Genomic DNA, 19,455 nt, shown 5'->3' on the forward strand with positions numbered 1-19,455 from the left:
GAAAAGGTCTTAGGGAAAGGAAAGGGAAAATGAGAGTTGGGCTGGGTTATGACGTACATAGGCTGGTGGAAGGAAGAGACTTGATTCTTGCCGGGGTAAAGATTCCTTATGAAAAGGGACTTTTGGGACATTCCGACGCGGATGTGGTGCTGCATGCTTTAACCGATGCCATCCTGGGGGCAGCAGCTCTTGGAGATATCGGAAGACATTTTCCGGATACGGAGGAACGCTATAAGGGAATTTCTTCCGTCCTGCTTTTGGAAAAGGCCTATGCTTTGGTACAGGAGAAGGGCTATACTCTGGGAAATGCAGACATTTGTATCCTACTGGAAAGACCGAAAATCAAGAATTATATTCCGGAGATGGAAGAATGCATCGCCAAGGCGCTTCATTGTGAAAGAGGACAGATTTCCGTGAAAGCCACAACGGAGGAAGGCCTGGGCTTTACCGGAAGGGGCGAGGGGATTGCGGCGAAGGCCATTGTCCTTTTGGAAAACCGATAAAACCATGGTAAAATGAAGGGAATTCTCGGAAAAGAAAAGTTCTTCGGAAGTTTTATGCATTGTCACAAATTGAACACAATATCTCTTTAAAATAAAGAGATATTTTTTATATAAGATAATGTTTCAGTAGGCGGAAGACAGTGTTTTTCTGCAATATTTTTAACGGGAAAATGTTTTAAGGGGGAGAAGAGATGAAACGTTTTATTGGGATAGTCTTTTCGGCTTTGCTTTTCGGAGTGATTGCCGGAACTTGTATGGTGGGCATCAATTACCTTGCTCAATCCAATGGGATTTATCATATTCTAGCGGAAGGAGAGCTTTCTCAGGATAATGAGACGAATTCGAAGCAAGACAGTACTCAGGAATCCAAGGAAGAAAAGCAGAAAGAAAAGCAGGAGAAAAAGACCAGCGCTTCCGATGTAGAGAAGGAAAAGACGGTGGTGCAGGCGGATTCCGGCTCTGTCAGTCAGGTGGCTAAGGAGGCTATGCCTTCCGTTGTAGCTATTACCAATATGATGCGTTATCAGGAAAACGGTTTTTCCATCTTCGGCGATATCCAGAGAGAAACCGAGTATCCTGCCAGCGGTTCCGGTGTCATCGTTGGAAAAAATGAAACGGAACTTTTGATTGCCACCAATAATCACGTGATTCAGGACTCCAATTCCTTAACCGTAAGCTTCATTGACGACAGTACCGCCAAGGCTCAGGTGAAGGGTACCGATGCCACGGTGGATTTAGCTCTTGTTTCCGTGAAGCTTTCAGACTTATCTCAGGAAACCAGAGACAAGATTAAAGTGATTGAAATCGGTTCCTCCGATGCTATGGAGGTGGGAGACCAGGTAGTAGCCATCGGAAATGCTTTAGGCTATGGTCAATCCGTAACCAAGGGAATCATTTCTGCAAAGGATAGAGACGTGGAGACGGAAGACGGAACCGCAGAAGGATTATTACAGACGGATGCGGCTATCAACCCCGGTAATTCCGGCGGAGCCCTTCTGAATATGCAGGGAGAATTAATCGGTATCAATGTGGCCAAGTACTCCGATACGGATGTAGAGGGTATGGGCTATTCCATCCCATCCTCCAAGGCGGAAAGCATTTTGAAATCCCTTTCCACTCTGGCCACCAGGGAGGATGTTCCAAAGGAAGAGCAGGGAGTGCTGGGGGTACAGGTGAAGAATATTGATGCCCAGACCGCAGAAAGCTTTGCAATGCCTAAGGGCGTATATATCTTTAAGATCCTAGAGGACACCGGAGCACAGAACAGTGAGCTCCAGGAAAGAGATATTATTACCAAGCTGGACGGACAGGGCATTGCCACTACCGCAGATTTGAAGTCTCTTCTGTCAAAGTACCGTATAGGAGAAGATGTTACTTTAACCGTAATGCGCCAGGATGGCAGCGGTAAGTACAACGAAGTGCAGGTACACGTTACCCTTGGAAAAGCCAACGCAACAGATTACGGAACATCTAACGGTTCAGCATCATCCGGAGAGCAACAGCAAGGCGGTAATTCTCAGGGAGAGGCTCCGCAGGGCAATGCACCGGAAGGAAATTCCGGGGACAATGGGGAAAGCTCCGCACCATCCAAGGAGCAAGAAGGAAAATCCAAGGGAAATCAGAGAAGATCCAAGGAAGAAGAGGATTTTTATAAGCAGTTCCAGGATTTCTTTAACGAGTACAAGAGATAAAGTTTAGTAGATAAGGGATAAGCTTTCCGGATAATCGGAAGAAAATTACATATCGAAGGACAGTTAGAAATTAATTGTAAAGGGACTGTAAAAATCTATTTTGATTTTTACAGCCCCTTTTTTCTTGACTTTCCTATTTAGAGAGATATACTTTAATTACTAAACTATACAACTGTACATAATAAATTGTACAAAAAAACAATATGAGGATATATCAATGAGCGAGGAATTGAAAGAATTATTCGGACAATATGGTGGAGTAATGAAGACTTCGGAACTTAGAGAAGCAGGAATTTATTACAAAAGAATTCAAAATCTTTTGGAGCAAGATAAGATAGAGCAAATTAGAAGAGGCTATTATCAGTACATACAAGAAAGCAGCTTTTCAGAGATTCCTATTTTAAAAGCGTTATTTCCCGATGGAGTCCTGTGTATGGAATCGGCATTAGACTACTATGGATATACAGATAAAACGCCTTCTGCATGGCATTTGGCGGTGGACAGTAAGAGCAGTCGAACAAGATTTTATATAGATTATCCCATAGTTAAACCACATTTTATTAGAACGAATCGCTATAATCTTGGAATAGCTGAAGTAGAGATAGATGGAACAATTATGCAAATATATGATAGAGAGCGAACAATTTGCGACGTATTGTTTCACCGTAATAAGTTGGATGCAGAAATTTTCAATACAGCTATTCATCGGTATGTTGCAGAATCCAAAAAAAATGAAGCAAGGTTAATGAAATATGCGAAACTTCTACGAGTTGAGAAAAAGATTAAGGAGGTGCTGGGGATATGGCTGTGAAAAATATGGCGGCTTCTATTCTGACAAGACTTAAGAACCAGTCAAAACAAGAGAAGATTCCATTTCAATTGATTCTTCAACTTTTTGCACAAGAAGAATTTTTGAGAAAGCTGTCACGTTCTACCTATGTTAATCATCTTATTCTAAAAGGCGGAATGTTTATCTATACATTAACAGAGTTTGATTCCAGACCAACAAGAGATATTGATTTTTTACTACGGAATCTTCACGGAAGCTTGACAAATATAGAACAAAGTATGAGAGATATTTGTAATGTTGTTACAGGTAATAGTTATATTATTTTAGATGTTATAGGTACAGAACCAATTTCGGTGGAGAAAAAATATCCGGGAATAAGGACGAATTTTATAGGGAAAATTGAACGAGTTCGCATTCCTTTTTCGATAGATATAGGAATTGATGACATTATAATTCCAAATCCAATACAAAGACATATAGTGACCAGACTACCGGAGTTTGAGTCTCCGCTAGTTTATACATATTCCTTAGAAAGTACCATTGCAGAAAAATTTGATGCAATACTGCAGAGAATGTCCGGAACAAGTCGGATGAAAGACTTTTATGATATTTACTATTTATCCGGCATATTTGATTTTCAGGGGAAGATACTTACTGAAGCTATAAGTAAGACATTAATTCAGAGAGAAAGAGAATTGACTCAAGACGCGTTTGACGATATTTCTACTTTTAAAGATAATGCCTTTCTGCTAAAACAGTGGAGAGCTTTTGAGCCTGCTAGAAAAATAAATCTAAGCTTTGAAGAAGTAATTCAACGGTTGATTTATTATTTGGAGCCAATCTATCAATGTATATTGGAAAATACGCTTTATACAAAGAACTGGGATTGTGAACATCAAGCTTGGGTAGAAGTGAAGTCCAAAGATGATATTTGACATATCCAATTTTCCGGACGCTGTCTGGAAAATTAACTTGGTCACATTATTTAGAACTTTTATCTATAGAAGATAATGACAAGCGTAGCTTTTATGAGAAAGAAACAGAGAATGCTAATTGGTCTGTAAGAGAACAAAAAGGTCAATTATTTCCCTACAACAAAAAGGTCAATTATTTCCCTGCATTTCTTGACGAACTGTGGGAAAGACTATACACTAAAATCGTATATGCCCTCATAGGTGAGAAGGTTGAGAGAAGATTGTCTTCGTAGAAAGGAAGCAAAGCTATGAAAATTTATAATACCATGTCGAAGCAAAAAGAAGAGTTTGTCCCCATTGAAGAGGGGAAGATTCGGATGTATGTCTGCGGCCCCACGGTTTATAATTTAATTCATATCGGAAATGCCCGTCCTATGATTGTGTTCGATACTTTCCGCCGTTTTATGGAATATAAGGGCTATAAGGTTTGCTATGTCTCCAACTATACGGATGTGGACGATAAGATTATTAAGACTGCCATGGACGAAGGCACAGATTGCTCTTCCATCACCGAGCGCTATATTTCCGAAGTGGAAAAGGACATGTCGGATCTGAATATTATGGAGGCTACCGCCCATCCCAAGGCCACGGAAGAAATTCAGGGAATGGTGAATCTCATCGATGTGCTGGTAAAGAAGGGCTTTGCTTATCCGGTGGAGGGTACGGTGTACTATGACACCACTGCCTTCCCTTCCTATGGAAAGTTGTCTCATAAGAATATGGAAGATTTACGTTCCGGTCTTCGTGAGTTGAAGGTCTCCGGAGAAGAGGAGAAGAAAAGCCCCACGGACTTCGTGCTTTGGAAACCTAAGAAGATGGGAGAGCCTTACTGGAATTCTCCATGGAGTGAAGGACGTCCGGGCTGGCATACCGAATGCTGCGTAATGGCGCCGAAATATTGCGGAGGCGCGTTAGATATCCATGCCGGCGGTGAGGATCTTGTTTTCCCTCATCATGAAAATGAAATTGCCCAGTACGAGGCGGCTCACGGCGAGCAATTTGCCCGTTATTGGATGCACAATGCTTTTATCAACATTGACAATAAGAAGATGTCCAAGTCTCTGGGAAATTTCTTTACCGTAAGAGATGTTACATCCCAGTTTGACCCCATGGTGCTTCGTTTCTATATGCTTTCCGCCCATTATCGTAGTCCGCTGAATTTCTCCAAGGACTTAATGGAAGCTGCCAAGACTTCTTTGGGAAGAATTCTTACCGCGATTTGGCGTTTGCAGGACCTCATCCCTCGTTTGGAAGAGAAGGCATTTTCCAAGGAAGAAGAGGAAAATGTGAAAACCGCAGAAGGCTATGAAGCTATCTTTTCCGAGAAGATGGAAGACGACTTAAATACAGCGGATGCGATTACACAGATTTTTGAGCTGGTACGTCTTGCCAATGCCACTGTAGAGGAGCATTCCTCAAAGGCCTACGGGGAGGCTTTGTTGCAGAGGCTGGAAACCTTGATGGCGGTTCTTGGCATTCGGACCGAGAAGAAGGAAGAAGAGCTTGGTGCCAAGGTGGAAGCTTTGATTCAGCAAAGACAGGATGCCAGAAAGAACAAGGATTTTGCCAAAGCGGATCAGATTCGTGACGAGCTTTTGGCTATGGGTATTCAGTTGAAGGATACAAGAAACGGTGTGGAATGGCAGAAGATTTAATGGCAGAAAGTTTAGAGAATCTAAGCTTTCAGGAGAGCGAAATGGAGAGTCGAAGTGTTAAGGAGCTAGGCTCTTCAAGAATACAAACCGAATGTGCTATGACAGCGGAACTTTTGCAGAATACATTATCCATCGAGCAACAAGTTATTAACGGTGAAGCTCCGGACTTGTCCCCATTAGCTTTAGCATATGTTGGAGACTCCATCTATGATTTTCGGGTGCGAGATTACCTTTGCAGAAGATATCAGGTCAATCTGAATCGGGTAAACAGCAGAAAGACCAAGTTGGTTTGTGCCAAGGCTCAGTCGGATTTGATGGGCTATTTAATAGAAGAAAAGCTTTTAACGGAAGAGGAGCTTTCCGTTTATCGAAGAGCCAGAAACCATAAGTCCCAAAGCCACTCCAAAAACTCCAGCATTATGGATTATCGGAGAGCCACCGGATTTGAAGCATTTTTAGGCTATCTTTATTATGCCGGAAAGATTTCCAGATTGATAAGTTTGGTGGAGAAGGGCTTGGAGCATTTATTGGCAGAGGATGAAGCCAAGGAATAAGTAAAGCTATAAAGAAAGCTATATAGAAAGGCACTTAGAAGGTGCTGAAGCATAGAAGTAGGAAAGAGGAAGAGAATGAGAGAAGAGGGATATACCCTAATCGGCAGAAATCCGGTACTGGAAGCCTTTCGTGCCGGAAAGACCATTGACCGTCTGTTTATTCAGGACGGTTTAAAGGACGGCCCTATTTTAAGTATTCTTCGAGAGGCGAAGAAGCAGGATCTGGTGATTGACTTTGTGAAGAAATCCCGTTTGGACGAGATGTCCTCAGGGGAGATGCATCAGGGGGTTATTGCCTATCTTTCCGCCTATGAATATGCACCCTTGGAGGATTTATTACAGGTGGCGAAGGACAAGGGAGAAGCGCCCTTTTTCTTCCTTTTAGACGGAATCGAAGATCCTCACAACCTGGGAGCGATGATTCGTACTGCAAATCTTGCAGGAGCCCATGGAGTAATCATTCCGAAGAGAAGAGCGGTGGGCTTAACCGCAACCGTTGCCAGAACCAGTGCCGGAGCCTTGAATTATACCAAGGTTTGCAAGGTGACCAATCTGGTGCAGACCATGGAGGAGCTGAAGAAGGAAGGTATGTGGTTTGTCTGCGGAGACATGCGGGGAGAAAGTATGTATAAGCTGAACCTTACCGGTCCCATCGGCTTGGTACTGGGAAATGAAGGAGAAGGCGTTTCCCGTTTGGTAAAGGAATCCTGTGATATGCAGGCCTCCATTCCCATGAAGGGAGAACTGGATTCCCTAAATGCTTCCGTAGCCTGCGGCGTTTTGGCCTATGAAATTGTAAGACAGAGGCTGTTACAAAATGGATAAAGTAAAGGCATCCTGGAAAATACATGAAAAGCTTTGGTTTTTTGCCCTCCTGATCTTTTCGGGGGGCTTTTATGGTGGATACACTTATAGCCTACGAGGGCAGGTATTTGCCAATGCCCAGACGGCAAATCTTGTCATCATGATGCTGTCTTTGGGAAAGGGAAAATGGGGGAGAGCCCTCTATTCTCTGGCTCCCTTTACCGCCTATATGGTAGGTGTGATTTTATCGGAGTATATCGGGCAAAAACATAAGAATCTGAAGAAGAGAGATTTTGAAGAGAAGATTCTCCTCTTTGAATCGCTGGTTTGCTTCCTTGTGGGGCTGATGCCCGCAAGCTGGCCGGATCAGTTTTGCCAATTAAGTTTAAGCTTTATTTGTGCCATGCAGTTCAACATCTTCCGGAAAGCGGAAGGAATTCCTATGGCCACCACCTTCTGTACCAATCATATCCGACAAATGGGAAGCCATCTTACGCAGGCTGTATTTTTCAAAAATGAAGAATCCGCACGTCTTGCGAAGAGACACGGCACGATGATTCTTGCCTTTGCTTCCGGGGTTTTGTCTGCGGTGCTTTTGTCAAAGGTTTTCGGGCTTTACTGCATTTTCGGAATGACGATATTGCATCTCTTCCTCTGGGCTAAACTGCATTTGGAAAATAAAAGCTATGAAGAGAGAGCAAAAAAGCTAAAGGAAGAACAAGGAAGATAAAAGAAGATAAAGGTCGAACGAAGAGGATAAAGATAGAACAAAGAAGATAAAACAAGAGGAAGAAGGAGAAAGTAGGAGCTAATGAGTGCTTGTAGAGAAGAAAATTGTTGGGAAATTGACGGAAGAACCGGGCTTTTCGGTCTTTTGGGCAGCCCGGTGGAGCATAGCCTTTCTCCTGCCATGCATAACGAAGCCTTCCGCTTGCTGGGAATCAATGCCCGTTACCTGGCCTTTGATTTACAAAAGGAGGATCTGCCGGGCGCATTACCTGTTTTCCGGAAAATGAAGCTACAGGGCTGTAATCTCACCATGCCCTTAAAGGAAGCGGTGATTCCCCTTTGTGACAGTATTTCCAAGGAAGCAAGACTTGCCCATTCGGTAAATACCTTGGTTTTCCGGGAAAATGGAGAAATTGAGGGACATAGTACCGACGGCAAAGGCTTCTTCCGGGGCTTGGAAGCAAAGAGACTTGCTTTAAAAGGAAAGAAGCTAAGCCTATTGGGGCTGGGCGGTGCCGGAAAGGCCATCCTTAGCTATGGCATCGGCACGGAGCTCTCGGAAATAGAAGTGCTGGTGCGAGAAGAAAGCAAGGGAAAGTATGAGGACTTTATAGAACGTTGTGAAAAGGAGTCCGGAAGAAGGATTCCCTTAAAAAGTCTGGAAAAGGACTTGGAAGAAGCCTGTGGAAGCAGTGATATCCTGGTGAATGCCAGCTCCGTAGGTATGAAAGAGAAGCGTTCTCTGGTAGAGGATAGTCGCTGGCTACATAAGGGGCTTTTTGTAGCAGATTGCATTTACCATCCCTTGGAAACGAAGCTTTTACAGCAGGCAAAAGAACAGGGATTAGCTTATATGAACGGCTTGCCCATGCTCTTTTATCAAGGGGCGGAGTCCTTCCGGCTATGGACCGGAAAAGACTTTCCGGAAGGGGAGGTCTATGCCCTTTTGGAATCAAAGGTCAAAGAAAGAGAAGGATAGAGATAACACATAAAGTTTTTTGCGTATCCACAGTATAGGTCTGAACACGGGGCACGCTCCCGCTAACTTCGCCTCGTAAGGGATACTAAGCAAAAAACTTCAGTTCCTTCGTTTTTTGCAAGTACCCACGGGCTCAGATTACCCCGTATTACAGACCTATATTGCGTATACGCACACAGATTTTTTTGTTTTACATTCTACCCTTCTCCATCTGTAAAAACATTAAACCGCTCTATGCCCTTGATTCATAAGGGCATAGAGCGGTTTTCGTCAACAGGTTTTGTGCTAAAAGCCTTTTAAGCTATAGACCTTTTAAACTATAGGCCGGACAGCTTAATATAGTATATTTTGTCTGATAAGACTTGCTTATTGCTGTCTTATTATGCAACCTTAATCTGCATGATTTCCAAAATTAATAGCCATGTCAGTCCGTAATAGCTTACCACTCCCACCAGGTCATTGATGGTAGTAATCAATGGGCCGGAGGCTGCTGCCGGGTCTACGCCGATCTTCTTAAAGAAGATGGGGACGATGGTTCCCACAAAGGAGGAGATGACCATAGCCAGTAACAGGGAAATGCCGATGCAGAAGGCAATTCCGATGGAGACATGGAGGGGCATATGCTTAAAGAAATAGATATAAGCCCCGATTCCCACTAATGAGAAAAATCCCAAGACCAATCCGTTAATGCCGCCGATACTCATTTCCTTTACAAGTAGTTTCAGCTTGTCTCCGGCCTTTAATTGCTCATCCATTAAGACACGGATGGTTACCGCAAGTGATTGAGTTCCTACATTTCCCGCCATATCCAAAATCAGGGATTGGAAGGCCATGACGATGGTGAGCTGCGCCACCACAGTTTCGAAAAGTCCCACAACGGTGGAAACCAAAAGTCCCAGGAACAGAAGCATAATCAACCAGGGAAGACGTTTCTTCACACTATCCACAACAGGTTCATTTAAATCCTCTTCTGCAGAAAGACCTCCCAACTTGGCGTAGTCTTCCGCCATCTCGTCATCGGAAACCTCCAAGATATCCTGGGCAGTGATGACACCGAGAATTTCCTTGTCCTCTCCCAGTACGGGAATAGAGTTTTCGGAGTAAGCCTTGATATTTTCCAGGCAATCCTCAATCCGCTCATCCGCATAAACAAAGGGGTAGGCGGTTTCAGTAATGTCTTCGAGCTTCGTATCCTTTCTGGCAATAATGATATCCTTTAAATCTACGGCACCGTAATAGGATTCATTTTCATCCACCACATAGAGGGTGGAAATATTGTCATGCTCCGCAGCCTGCTCAATCAAGGAACGCATAGCTTCCCGAATGTTCAAATTGCTTTCCAAAGACACGAAATTGGTGGTCATACGAGAACCGATTAAGTCCTCACTATAGGATGCCAAGGACTGTAATTCTTTTCTATTCTCTAAAGGCATGCGAGAGAGCCAAGCCTTTTTAATCTCCGGCTCAGTTTCCTTCAATAAGTCTACCGCATCATCCGGTTCCATCTTTGCCAGAATGTCAGCAGCCTTTTGAGGCTCCATTTCCTCCAGATACTGATCCGCATCCTCTGCGTACTCCATCATTTCCGCAAGGCTTTCCATATCCAATAAGGAATAGAAAACTTCCCGTTCTTCTTTTGTCAGCTCCGGAAGACAGGAGGCCATATCATTGGCATGGTAGTCTTCCAAACGCTCTTTCTTTACTGCGGGATCATCCGAACCCCGCAAAATATCCAGAATTTCCTGCTGATAATCCTGTAAAACTCTCTCTTCTTCGTTCATGTAAGCTCCTTCCCAAAAAAACTATGGACACAGGGAAAAGAACTTATGATATTTTCACGATTTATCCGATCAGAAGGAAGGATTGATAGAAATTCACAAATCCCTGCCCCATGGAAATATCATAAGTACTAGGATCCGTGTCGTCGCCGCTTTTCATTTGCATTTTCCTTCCTTTCTCTTGAATTTTTGCAAGTAAAAACTCGCATAAGCCTGTGTAAGTGTAACACGGAAGAGAGGGCGGGGCAATGGCTTTCAGGAAGAAAAAGAAAGAAGTTCTATATAGGGAGGAAAGCAAGATATGTTCCGGAGAAGTCGGTAGAATATTCCTAGCAGCTTGGCAGAAAGTATCTTGTATAAGAGTCGAATAGAAGTTATTATATTGAATATAAAAGCCTTTTGAGGCAATAAAATTCAAATAAGGAGAGAGCTTATGGAAATCCAAAGAGATAGCTATTTAAAACAGCTTATATCCTACCGCTTTGACGGTCTGGTTAAAGTGATTACCGGAATTAGACGTTGTGGAAAGTCCTATTTGCTGAAGAAGCTATATAAAGATTATTTGTTGAATCATCAGGTGAAGGAAGAGCAGATTATCAGTATTGAGCTGGACTTGGCAAAAGATGTTCAATTTAGAGATCCACTTCATTTAAGTTCCTATATAAGAGAGAAGCTTTCCGGAACAAGAGAAGAACATTATCTTTTTATTGATGAAATACAGATGTCTGATGAAGTCCCGAATCCTTACAACCCCGAGGGGAAGAAGATTAGTTTTTATGATGCCTTAAATGATTTACGCTCCATTCCGAATCTGGATGTGTATGTTACGGGAAGCAATTCCAAGATGCTATCCAGTGATATTCTTACGGAGTTTCGAGGGAGAAGTGATGAAATTCGAGTCCATCCCTTAAGCTTTTCGGAGTACTATTCTGCAGTAGGAGGGGATAAAAATGAAGCCTTTGACGACTATGCTTTTTATGGGGGAATGCCCTTAATCTTATCCAGACCCAATGAGGGTGCAAAGATGCAGTACCTAAAATCTCTCTTTTCAGAGGTGTATATCAAGGATATCGTGGAGCGAAAGAAAATCGAAAGACAGGATATTCTGGAGCAAATTTTGGGTCTGCTCTGTTCTTCCATCGGTTCTCTAACGAATCCGGCAAAGCTGGCCAATACCTTGCAATCCAAGCAAGGCATTTCCGTCTCCTCGAACACCATTCGAGCGTATATCGGACATTTGGAAGATGCCTTTCTCTTCTCGGAAAGCAAACGCTATGATGTGAAGGGAAAAGCCTACTTTGACTCACCAAATAAATATTACTGTGAGGACATCGGACTTCGAAATGCCAGAATCGGTTTTCGGCAACAGGAGATGACTCATATCATGGAAAATATTCTGTATAACGAATTGATGGTAAGGCAGTTTTCCGTGGGTGTGGGAGTAGTATATGCCAGAGAAAAGAATGAAAAAGGAAATTCCGTTCGGACGGCTCGAGAGATTGACTTTGTGGTAAATTCCGGCGGCAAGAGAAGCTATATTCAATCCGCTTACGCTATGCCCACAGAAGAAAAGACGGAGATAGAGCTTAGACCGTTTTCGCTTACCGGCGATTCCTTTCCCAAAATTTTGGTACGAAGAGATATCGGAAAACGTTGGTATGATGATTATGGAGTTTTACATATCAATCTGATTGATTTCCTCTTGGATAAGACGGTGATTTAAGATTTTTTCTGTTGCTCTATAATTTCATTCATAACATTAGATTAAGACTAAGAAGCCAATAAATGGTATAGCTACGCCATTTATTGGCTTCTGTTCCATGTCAAAAAACCTACTCCATTTACGGATATTATCCGAATGTGGAGTATAGGTGATTTTGAATGAAAGTCGTATACTAGGATAAAGTTCATGTTTCTATACATAGTATTCTCTTAATCTATTATTTCTTTTCACTACAAGGAGGGAACTCATGCCTAAATCTAAAGTTGAAAATGATATTGTGGAAAAGCAAAAAATCATTTCCTCTCTTACGCTCATGGATGATTTATTTATGAAAGTGGTTTTGCAAGATAAGGAATGTACAGAATATATTCTGCAAACTATTATGGACGATTCTACATTAAAGCTGAAAAGACAAAGCCTTCAAAAGAATTTATCGAATCTTCATGGACATTCTTTGGTTTTAGACTGCCTCTGCGAAGATAGGAATAATAATATTTACAATATCGAAATTCAAAATAGCAGTTCAGGAGCTGATCCTAAGCGAGCACGCTATCATGCCGGTCTAATGGATATGCACTATCTAAAAAAAGGAAATCATTTTTCGCAATTACCCAAATCCTATGTTATATTTATTACAGCAAATGATGTGCTTCATGGGCAACTTCAGATTTATCATATAGAAAGAACAATACAAGAATCCGGAAAGCCGTTTTGGGATGATTCTCATATTATTTATTTTAATACGTCCTATGTAGATAATAGTCCCTTAGGAAAACTGGCAGAAGATTTTCATGCAAAAGAGACTGAGCAAATGAATTCGGGTATATTATCAAAGAGAGTTGCACTACTAAAAAATGCAAAGCCAAATGAGAAAGGGGGCAAAGAAATGAATGTTTTATTAGAGAATTATAGGAAAAAAGCGCTAAAAGAGGGAATAGAAAAAGGAATAGAAAAAGGTAGGGAAGAAGAATTTATTGCTAAACAAAAGGTAATACAATTAATGGGATTGTTGGCAGAACATGGTAGAATTGATGATATTAAGAAATCTTCAACAGATCAGGAGTATCTACAATCTTTGCTTTTGGAGTTTGGCTTATAAATATGTCCAGCAATGATGGGAAGGAGTAGAGAGATGATGAAGGAAGAAGCTTTCATTGAGAAGAAAACTAACTTGGAGATTACTATTGAGGCTCTGCGCGAAGTAGAGCAGCTAAAGAATACACCAAATAAAAAAAGCTATTCCTCATTTGCTGAATTACTAAAAGATATAGAAGATGAAGAAGATATTTATGAGGAAATAGAACGCTCCGAAGAAGATATTGCTGCCGGAAGGACTACGCCTGCAAGTGAGGTACTAGAAGAGATAAGAGAAAAGTATGGCTTGTAACTTGCTTCTTTTATAGATAAACAGTGTGCAAAGGATAAAAGAGGGATAAATTATTAAAAATTAATACTATCCCTCTTTTTTGTCGAAATACTTTCGTTGAAAAAATTTCTACTTAATAAGAATGAGGTACTGTGGAGGAATGACTAATCAAGAAGAAAGGATTCCTTTGCATGCTTTTCCAAAAATAAAAAATTAAAATAAAAATGCATTTTGCGAAAAAACTTTCTATTATAATTTTTCCAAAAAGGCCGATATTGTAGTGTGAGAAAGAAAAGGGTATTTATTTAGTACTTTCTCTGATGGCAATACGGCCCATTTTTTTGGAAAAAATTCCGGAAAATCCCGTGAAGCCGGAGAGAATAGAGAAAAAAGAGGGATGACAATGAGAGTACTTCGCAAAAAAGAAAGGAATAAGGGCCTAAAGAATTGGAAAGCCAAGCTTTCCATGCTTATGGTACTTTGCCTTGTTTTAACAGGTTCTCATGGACTCGTGCTATCGGCAGATGCACAGGAAGAACAGGGAGGTTCTCCGGAAAACAAAATAGTTGTAGAAGGCAATCAGGTGAATATACGCCTGAAGGGTGAGGATTTACGGCGAGCAGCAGAAGAAACTTTGCAGACCGAAAAGCCTTATGATGCTATGTCCGTTCAAGCCTATAGCAAAAATACCGCCTTGATGGATCAATATAGAAAGATTTTTTCCGATGACGCGGAGATTTATGAAATTCCTTTGGAAAAAATCGAAACCGGCTTGGAATCCGAGCTTTTTTCATTAGATGGAAATGTGCATGTCTTTGTGGAAAAGCAGAGAAGAGATGAGCAGGGAAAAGAAGTACAGAAAAAGAAGAAGGATAGCCTTTTGCTTTTCGATACAGAAAGTGATTTTAGAAAGGAATTTCAGAGACTTTACCCTGAATTGATTCATTTTGGAAAGGGAATGAGTTTAGCTGAAGCGTTATCCTTAGATGATATGTTGCCGGAGAGTGAAAAGGCTAGTGCCAGCGATTTAGAGAAGGAAGATTACAAACTGACCGGCTCTGAGCTTCTTACTTTCGTTTATGAGAATACCGGAGAAGAGCCTTTGACCTTCCAGTTGCAGGTAGAAGATAACCGTTACCCAAGTGTGACTGTACAGGATAGAAGCAAAATTCTGTCTTCCTTAGAAAAGGATGGAGAGGCAAAGTTCCCTAAGAAGGAAAATGCAGAAGCTCCCAAGACAGATAATGTTGATGAGGCAGTTGTTTCAGAAGGAAACACCACAGCTCTTCCTGAAGCAGGAAAAGCACAGGCCCCCGTGGGAGCAGAAGCAGAGGCTGAAAATGCTGAGCTTAGTACAGTAGCTGCTCAGACAACAGGAACCACATCAGAGAGAACCGGGGCTTCTGCATCAGAAGAAAATGCTCAGAGCACTGTAACAGGCGTTTTAACTTCCGAAAATGTAGTTGCAGGAGAAACTGCATTTACCTTTAGCGGATTAGACTTATCCAAGGTGAGAACCGCAGGATATGTACAGTATAGTTTGAATGAATTGGGAAGAAAGAACCAATTTAAAGAGGTTAAAGGCTTTGGTACGGTAGAAGTATTTTATGACAAAGATGCATTTCCTGTGCCTGTAAAGATGGAAGCTAAGCTGATGAAAAAGCCGGAAGAAGCTTCCGCGTCAGAGCTGGAGTCGCTCACTGACAAGCAGGTTGAGAGAATGATGGAAAAAGGAATTTATGACAATTCCTTATTTGTAGATATTCATTTTAAAGAAAAAGGAAATGATGATAAGGAGATTGAGCCAAGTAAGCCGGTGGGTGTACGAATCACTGTAGATAGTGATTTGATTCCCAAAGAGGTTCAGCCCGAAGCCATTGCGGTGTATCACCTGGTGGAAGAAGAACCCGAGGTCAATGAAGTAGCAGGGAAGACAGCGAATGATTCCGGTTTACTTCCCGGGGAAAATACAACTCCGAAAAGCAAAAAGACAAACATGGATTTTCGTGTGGAGGAAGTAGTGCAGGCCGGAGATAATACCCTCATTTCTGGAGAAGAGTATATTACAAGCGGCAAGAGTGAAGAAGAGCTCAGTAGAGAGATATTTGCGAAGGAGGAAGCACGCCCTGAGAAGTTTGTAAAGGAATTCCAAGTCAATAGTTTTTCCACCTTTGCTCTAAACTGGCAGCTGGAAAATAATGCCAGAACTGGATGGATTTATTTTGTTCCTATGGACCAGGATGGAAATAGAATTACTTACTATAGTTATAGGTCAAATGTAGCAGATGGTTGGACAACACTTGCAGAATTGACAAATCTAGAGGATTTAGAAACCAAAGTTACCGTAAAAAATAGTGTCGGAGTTCCCCTTTCCGTAAAACAAAGAAGAGATGAAGGCTTAAATCCCTATGCGTTTATCAAGCAACTCCGTGGCTACGGAGAACCTCAGGTTTTTGAAGGAATAGAGCAAAAAGATGGACGTGTTCAATTTGGAAATGTAGTACGAGGATTTATTTTTAATACAGCCTTAGATGCTTCCGTATGGAAGGATGGAAATGGAGTTGATCATCAGTTAGGAGCTAGAAAGCTCACATTCTCCATTGGTGAACCAACGGATGAAACCATTGATGTTACAGTTCCTGATGTTTTTTTTGTAAAATATCCCTATGATACAGGAAGTGCCCTTATTCGAAATGTGGAAAACGGAACAGGTGCAGAAATAAAATATACCATTCCATTGCAAGGGTTTATAAAGTCAAATGGTTCCTTTGGTGAAGACAATGAAAGGTTTATCACTCCGGGATATACCTTTAAAGGGCTTTTCACAAAGAAGGATGTAACAAATGGAGTGGCTAGTTATTCCCATAAGATTTCTCAGATTTATTTTCCGCCCCAGGGAGGAATGGAATGGGGTGTAAAAAATGCAAGTGGACAAGTAGTAGAGCAAGGAAATATTGCGCCCGGACAGGAAATTTATGCGGTATATGAGCCGGATAATAGAAGTCCCAAAAGATCCGGTTGGAGTTTACCGGAAAATACGGTACAAAACGACAAGTATATTCATGATAATAAGGATGGAACATACGACTTAACTTTAACGGTTGAAGGAAAGAATGCTAAAGCAGGACAGAAGGAAAAAATCAATCTTCTTTTTGTTTATGATATTTCCGGTAGTATGAACCTGACACTTAATCCTATTGATAATCAAGGAAAGATTGCTTCCCATCCACCCTATAAGGATGATCCGTTAACTTGGGGAGCAGAGGAAGAAATCGGTGGAACTACAAAGGTTGCCCCTCTTCATAGAAGACGATATGACTATGCAACCGATAGTATTAAGTATTTACTAAAAAGAACAAGAGACAATCCCGGCTTAGATATGCGGTACAGTTTGGTTACTTTTTCAGGCTATGTAAAGCACGGAGAGAAGATGGCAGGATCTCAGACCAAAACACCGGACGTTATACCACCGGCAAGAGATGCTCATAGATGGACTCCTACTGCTCAGGAAATTTTGGATGTCATCACCGATCTTAAGCCATATCATTTCAATGGTGCTAATAGAGCTTCAGGCTATAAGGGAAGTACCAATTATCAAGCAGGTTTTAGAAAAGCCAAAGAATTATTGGATGCAGTAAAAACATCTGAGAGAACGGATGCAAAAAATGTTGTGATTCTCATTACCGACGGAGATCCTACGGCATGGATTAATGATGCTCCGGGAGATGCAAACGGGATGAGAAGGGCATTGAACTGGATTCATAATAGCAAGACCGGTCTTCTTACTCCTTATGTTGGATATTTCTACAAAGGAGAAGAGATGGGCAGCGGTTTTGACTATGAAGAAACGGCTATGCAAGCAGCAGCTCGTGAGCTTCGAACACTGGACAACATGGATGTTTTCTATGCGGTAGGTGTTGGAACTCCTGGAGGCTATTCCCATTTGGATCGCTTGACGAATCCGGAAGTTCTTCCCATTGGAACGGAGACTAAACCCTATTTTGTAGGAAATAATCCGGAAAACCTAAAGTCTGCTTTTGATGACATTGCAAGATATATGACATCAACCGGAATTAGCGGAGTCAGTATCGAAGATACCTTGTCAGAAAATGTTGACCAGAATATAGGCGAGATTGTCAATGTTCATCCGGAAGTAGTACGAGTTGAAAAGAAGACAAGAAAAGTAAAGAGAGCAATTAGTAATATCGGTAGAGTTGTGGAAGTTGAAGAAGAGGAAGAAGTACCGGGGGATATTTATACCTATAGTGAGCCAATTACAGATTTGGATGAATTAAAAAGTATTGGCTTGAAAAATGGCTTAAATTCTATGAAAGCAAGCTATATTCCGGGAACCTTGGATCCGACAGATAAGACGGTTAAAGGCGGAAAGCTCAAATTGGAGTTTGTTGATGAACATGGAAATATTGACAAAAACTACGAGCTTGCGCCGGGCTATCGATACCAAATAAAAGCTACTGTAAAGCCCAGTAGAAAGGCGTTCCAGAAGTATTTGGATAATCACAGGACACATCCGAATGCAACAGGACTTCAGGCTAAGGGGCAGAAGGAAGACATTGGATATGAAAACAGAGGACAAGCGAAAACTGACTTATCCGATGTATATGCATGGAAGCCGGACAAGTATGTAGGAAAGGAAGCGGAATTAAATACTTCTTCTCAACAAAAGGGATGGTTCTCCAATGACGGAGCAAAGGTGTACTATACTCCGAAGACTCCGGTAGGATCAGATGCACCGTCCAAAAGACCGGGAAGAGCCGCAGGAGAAAAAGAGAAGGTGTATCAGATGCCTGTTTTACAGGTGCACCCCGGAACCTTAGTCTTAAAGAAGCGTTTTAACGGTTTGCCGAATAATACCCAGACCATTCAATCAGCAGCAAAAAACATTTCCTTTAAGATTTATCAGGAAAAGGTGATTAACGGTGTTGCTTCAGGACAGCAGGTGGCATTGGGAAGCTATCGCTTCTATACGGAGGCTTCCAGAAACAGTGCCAGTCCGGTGTTGGAAACTTATGCGAAAGTTCAAGGCACAGGAAATGCAATGGAATATTCCATTGAAATTCCAAATTTAATGCCGGGAGATATCTACTATGTAGAAGAGCTGATGGATACTCCGGATGCGGAATACAGTGGTAACAACAGGAATTACTTATTCCAAAATTGGAGCATTAACAGCGGAGCAACAGAGGCCAACATTACTGTAGGCGGAAAAGCCGTTAAGGTAATGAAGACCACCATGAAGATTGGAAAAGTCAATGGACAGGTGCAGAATACGGAAGTTTCCCTTACCAACAACTATCAGGAAGAGAACAAACAGGCTCTTAAGATTGAAAAGCGGGTAAGTGGAGAGATGGCGGATCACAGCAAGCAATTTGCTTTCCGACTTTATCTTTACAACAAGAAGGGTACCAGTCTTAATCAGACGGAGTATCAGAGATTGAGAGATTACTTCTTTGATGTAACAACCAATGGCAAAGTGCAATTTACTCCGGCAAAGACCGGTTTGCTTGGCCAAGAAGACAGCTATCTAAGCTTTACACTGGCACATGGACAAAGTCTTTCCTTTGTTCTTCCGGAGAACTTCTCTTACAGAGTAGGAGAAAATCCGGACGGCTATATGCCTTATATTGATACCACAAGATCCACAGTCACACCGGTATTAAGAGGGGCTAATAATCAAGGCTTCAGATTAACGGACAAAGCTAAGCTGGCAAAAAAGCCTAATGTTGGAGGACGGGCTCAGGATGAGGTAATTTCTTTCAAGAATGAGAAAAATCCTGTTCCACCAACGGATGTAAATGCAACAGCAATTCCGGGACTTATTCTTCTTTTAGGAATCTTAGGATCAGGCTTTGTGCTTGTTCAGAAGAGAAGAAAGAGATTACAGTAAG

At 41.8% G+C, this 19,455-nt stretch carries 15 protein-coding genes; 14 read left to right on the forward strand and 1 reads right to left on the reverse strand.

Annotated features, from left to right (window positions below; translation table 11 throughout):
- Positions 1-29: 29 nt before the first annotated feature.
- From ispF to aroE, 10 genes are all read left to right on the forward strand, one after another.
- A complete protein-coding gene (gene ispF / locus RYO92_RS08120) occupies positions 30-503 on the forward strand; it encodes a 2-C-methyl-D-erythritol 2,4-cyclodiphosphate synthase (RefSeq protein ID WP_315370078.1) in 474 nt (157 codons plus the stop codon).
- A gap of 191 nt (positions 504-694) precedes the next feature.
- The gene (locus RYO92_RS08125; RefSeq protein WP_315370055.1) at positions 695-2,194 is read left to right on the forward strand and encodes a S1C family serine protease; all 1,500 of its coding nucleotides are present in this window, start codon (positions 695-697) and stop codon (positions 2,192-2,194) included.
- Between the two features lie 217 nt (positions 2,195-2,411).
- Positions 2,412-3,005, forward strand: a complete 594-nt coding sequence (locus RYO92_RS08130) for a type IV toxin-antitoxin system AbiEi family antitoxin domain-containing protein (RefSeq protein WP_315370056.1) — start codon at positions 2,412-2,414, stop codon at positions 3,003-3,005.
- Positions 2,996-3,919: a nucleotidyl transferase AbiEii/AbiGii toxin family protein gene (locus tag RYO92_RS08135; RefSeq protein WP_315370057.1), complete on the forward strand. Its 924-nt coding sequence runs from the start codon at positions 2,996-2,998 to the stop codon at positions 3,917-3,919. Before RYO92_RS08130 ends, RYO92_RS08135 begins: the two co-directional genes overlap by 10 nt.
- Positions 3,916-4,191 (forward strand): DUF1016 N-terminal domain-containing protein, encoded by a 276-nt coding sequence (locus RYO92_RS11240; protein WP_331648695.1) that lies wholly within the window; start codon positions 3,916-3,918, stop codon positions 4,189-4,191. The genes RYO92_RS08135 and RYO92_RS11240 overlap by 4 nt, the downstream gene beginning before the upstream one ends.
- A gap of 15 nt (positions 4,192-4,206) precedes the next feature.
- Entirely contained in the window at positions 4,207-5,613 is a 1,407-nt protein-coding gene (cysS, locus tag RYO92_RS08145; protein ID WP_315370058.1) for a cysteine--tRNA ligase, read from the forward strand.
- 41 nt (positions 5,614-5,654) lie between these two features.
- Positions 5,655-6,167: a ribonuclease III domain-containing protein gene (locus tag RYO92_RS08150; RefSeq protein WP_315370059.1), complete on the forward strand. Its 513-nt coding sequence runs from the start codon at positions 5,655-5,657 to the stop codon at positions 6,165-6,167.
- A 75-nt stretch (positions 6,168-6,242) separates the two neighbouring features.
- Positions 6,243-6,992, forward strand: a complete 750-nt coding sequence (gene rlmB, locus RYO92_RS08155; protein WP_314346543.1) for a 23S rRNA (guanosine(2251)-2'-O)-methyltransferase RlmB — start codon at positions 6,243-6,245, stop codon at positions 6,990-6,992.
- A complete protein-coding gene (locus RYO92_RS08160; protein ID WP_315370060.1) occupies positions 6,985-7,701 on the forward strand; it encodes a YoaK family protein in 717 nt (238 codons plus the stop codon). The genes rlmB and RYO92_RS08160 overlap by 8 nt, the downstream gene beginning before the upstream one ends.
- Before the next feature lie 81 nt (positions 7,702-7,782).
- Positions 7,783-8,679: a shikimate dehydrogenase gene (gene aroE / locus RYO92_RS08165; RefSeq protein WP_315370061.1), complete on the forward strand. Its 897-nt coding sequence runs from the start codon at positions 7,783-7,785 to the stop codon at positions 8,677-8,679.
- 380 nt (positions 8,680-9,059) lie between these two features.
- Here the strand turns inward: aroE and mgtE are convergent, their stop codons facing one another.
- Positions 9,060-10,460: a magnesium transporter gene (mgtE, locus tag RYO92_RS08170; RefSeq protein WP_315370062.1), complete on the reverse strand. Its 1,401-nt coding sequence runs from the start codon at positions 10,458-10,460 to the stop codon at positions 9,060-9,062.
- 430 nt (positions 10,461-10,890) lie between these two features.
- On the opposite strand from mgtE, the gene RYO92_RS08175 reads away from it, so the two are divergent.
- The 4 genes from RYO92_RS08175 (at position 10,891) to RYO92_RS08190 (ending at position 19,454) form a co-directional block, all read left to right on the forward strand.
- Positions 10,891-12,180 (forward strand): ATP-binding protein, encoded by a 1,290-nt coding sequence (locus RYO92_RS08175; RefSeq protein ID WP_315370063.1) that lies wholly within the window; start codon positions 10,891-10,893, stop codon positions 12,178-12,180.
- Between the two features lie 247 nt (positions 12,181-12,427).
- Complete coding sequence (locus RYO92_RS08180) at positions 12,428-13,279, forward strand: PD-(D/E)XK nuclease family transposase (RefSeq protein WP_315370064.1); 852 nt, start codon at positions 12,428-12,430, stop codon at positions 13,277-13,279.
- A gap of 33 nt (positions 13,280-13,312) precedes the next feature.
- Complete coding sequence (locus tag RYO92_RS08185) at positions 13,313-13,567, forward strand: hypothetical protein (RefSeq protein WP_315370065.1); 255 nt, start codon at positions 13,313-13,315, stop codon at positions 13,565-13,567.
- 382 nt (positions 13,568-13,949) lie between these two features.
- Positions 13,950-19,454, forward strand: coding sequence for a vWA domain-containing protein (locus RYO92_RS08190; RefSeq protein WP_315370066.1), 5,505 nt, complete (start codon positions 13,950-13,952; stop codon positions 19,452-19,454).
- Position 19,455: the final 1 nt, after the last annotated feature.

The sequence above is a fragment of the Oribacterium sinus genome, from assembly GCF_963553175.1.
In the GTDB taxonomy this organism is placed as follows: Bacteria; Bacillota; Clostridia; order Lachnospirales; family Lachnospiraceae; genus Oribacterium; species Oribacterium sinus_B.

Bases quoted from the DNA above. Each gene is read 5' to 3' on its own strand.
- ispF (WP_315370078.1), top strand. From the start codon at position 30: ATGAGAGTTGGGCTGGGTTATGACGTACATAGGCTGGTGGAAGGAAGA.
- RYO92_RS08125 (WP_315370055.1), top strand. From the start codon at position 695: ATGAAACGTTTTATTGGGATAGTCTTTTCGGCTTTGCTTTTCGGAGTG.
- RYO92_RS08130 (WP_315370056.1), top strand. From the start codon at position 2,412: ATGAGCGAGGAATTGAAAGAATTATTCGGACAATATGGTGGAGTAATG.
- RYO92_RS08135 (WP_315370057.1), top strand. From the start codon at position 2,996: ATGGCTGTGAAAAATATGGCGGCTTCTATTCTGACAAGACTTAAGAAC.
- cysS (WP_315370058.1), top strand. From the start codon at position 4,207: ATGAAAATTTATAATACCATGTCGAAGCAAAAAGAAGAGTTTGTCCCC.
- RYO92_RS08150 (WP_315370059.1), top strand. From the start codon at position 5,655: ATGGAGAGTCGAAGTGTTAAGGAGCTAGGCTCTTCAAGAATACAAACC.
- rlmB (WP_314346543.1), top strand. From the start codon at position 6,243: ATGAGAGAAGAGGGATATACCCTAATCGGCAGAAATCCGGTACTGGAA.
- RYO92_RS08160 (WP_315370060.1), top strand. From the start codon at position 6,985: ATGGATAAAGTAAAGGCATCCTGGAAAATACATGAAAAGCTTTGGTTT.
- aroE (WP_315370061.1), top strand. From the start codon at position 7,783: ATGAGTGCTTGTAGAGAAGAAAATTGTTGGGAAATTGACGGAAGAACC.
- mgtE (WP_315370062.1), bottom strand. From the start codon at position 10,460: ATGAACGAAGAAGAGAGAGTTTTACAGGATTATCAGCAGGAAATTCTG.
- RYO92_RS08175 (WP_315370063.1), top strand. From the start codon at position 10,891: ATGGAAATCCAAAGAGATAGCTATTTAAAACAGCTTATATCCTACCGC.
- RYO92_RS08180 (WP_315370064.1), top strand. From the start codon at position 12,428: ATGCCTAAATCTAAAGTTGAAAATGATATTGTGGAAAAGCAAAAAATC.
- RYO92_RS08185 (WP_315370065.1), top strand. From the start codon at position 13,313: ATGATGAAGGAAGAAGCTTTCATTGAGAAGAAAACTAACTTGGAGATT.
- RYO92_RS08190 (WP_315370066.1), top strand. From the start codon at position 13,950: ATGAGAGTACTTCGCAAAAAAGAAAGGAATAAGGGCCTAAAGAATTGG.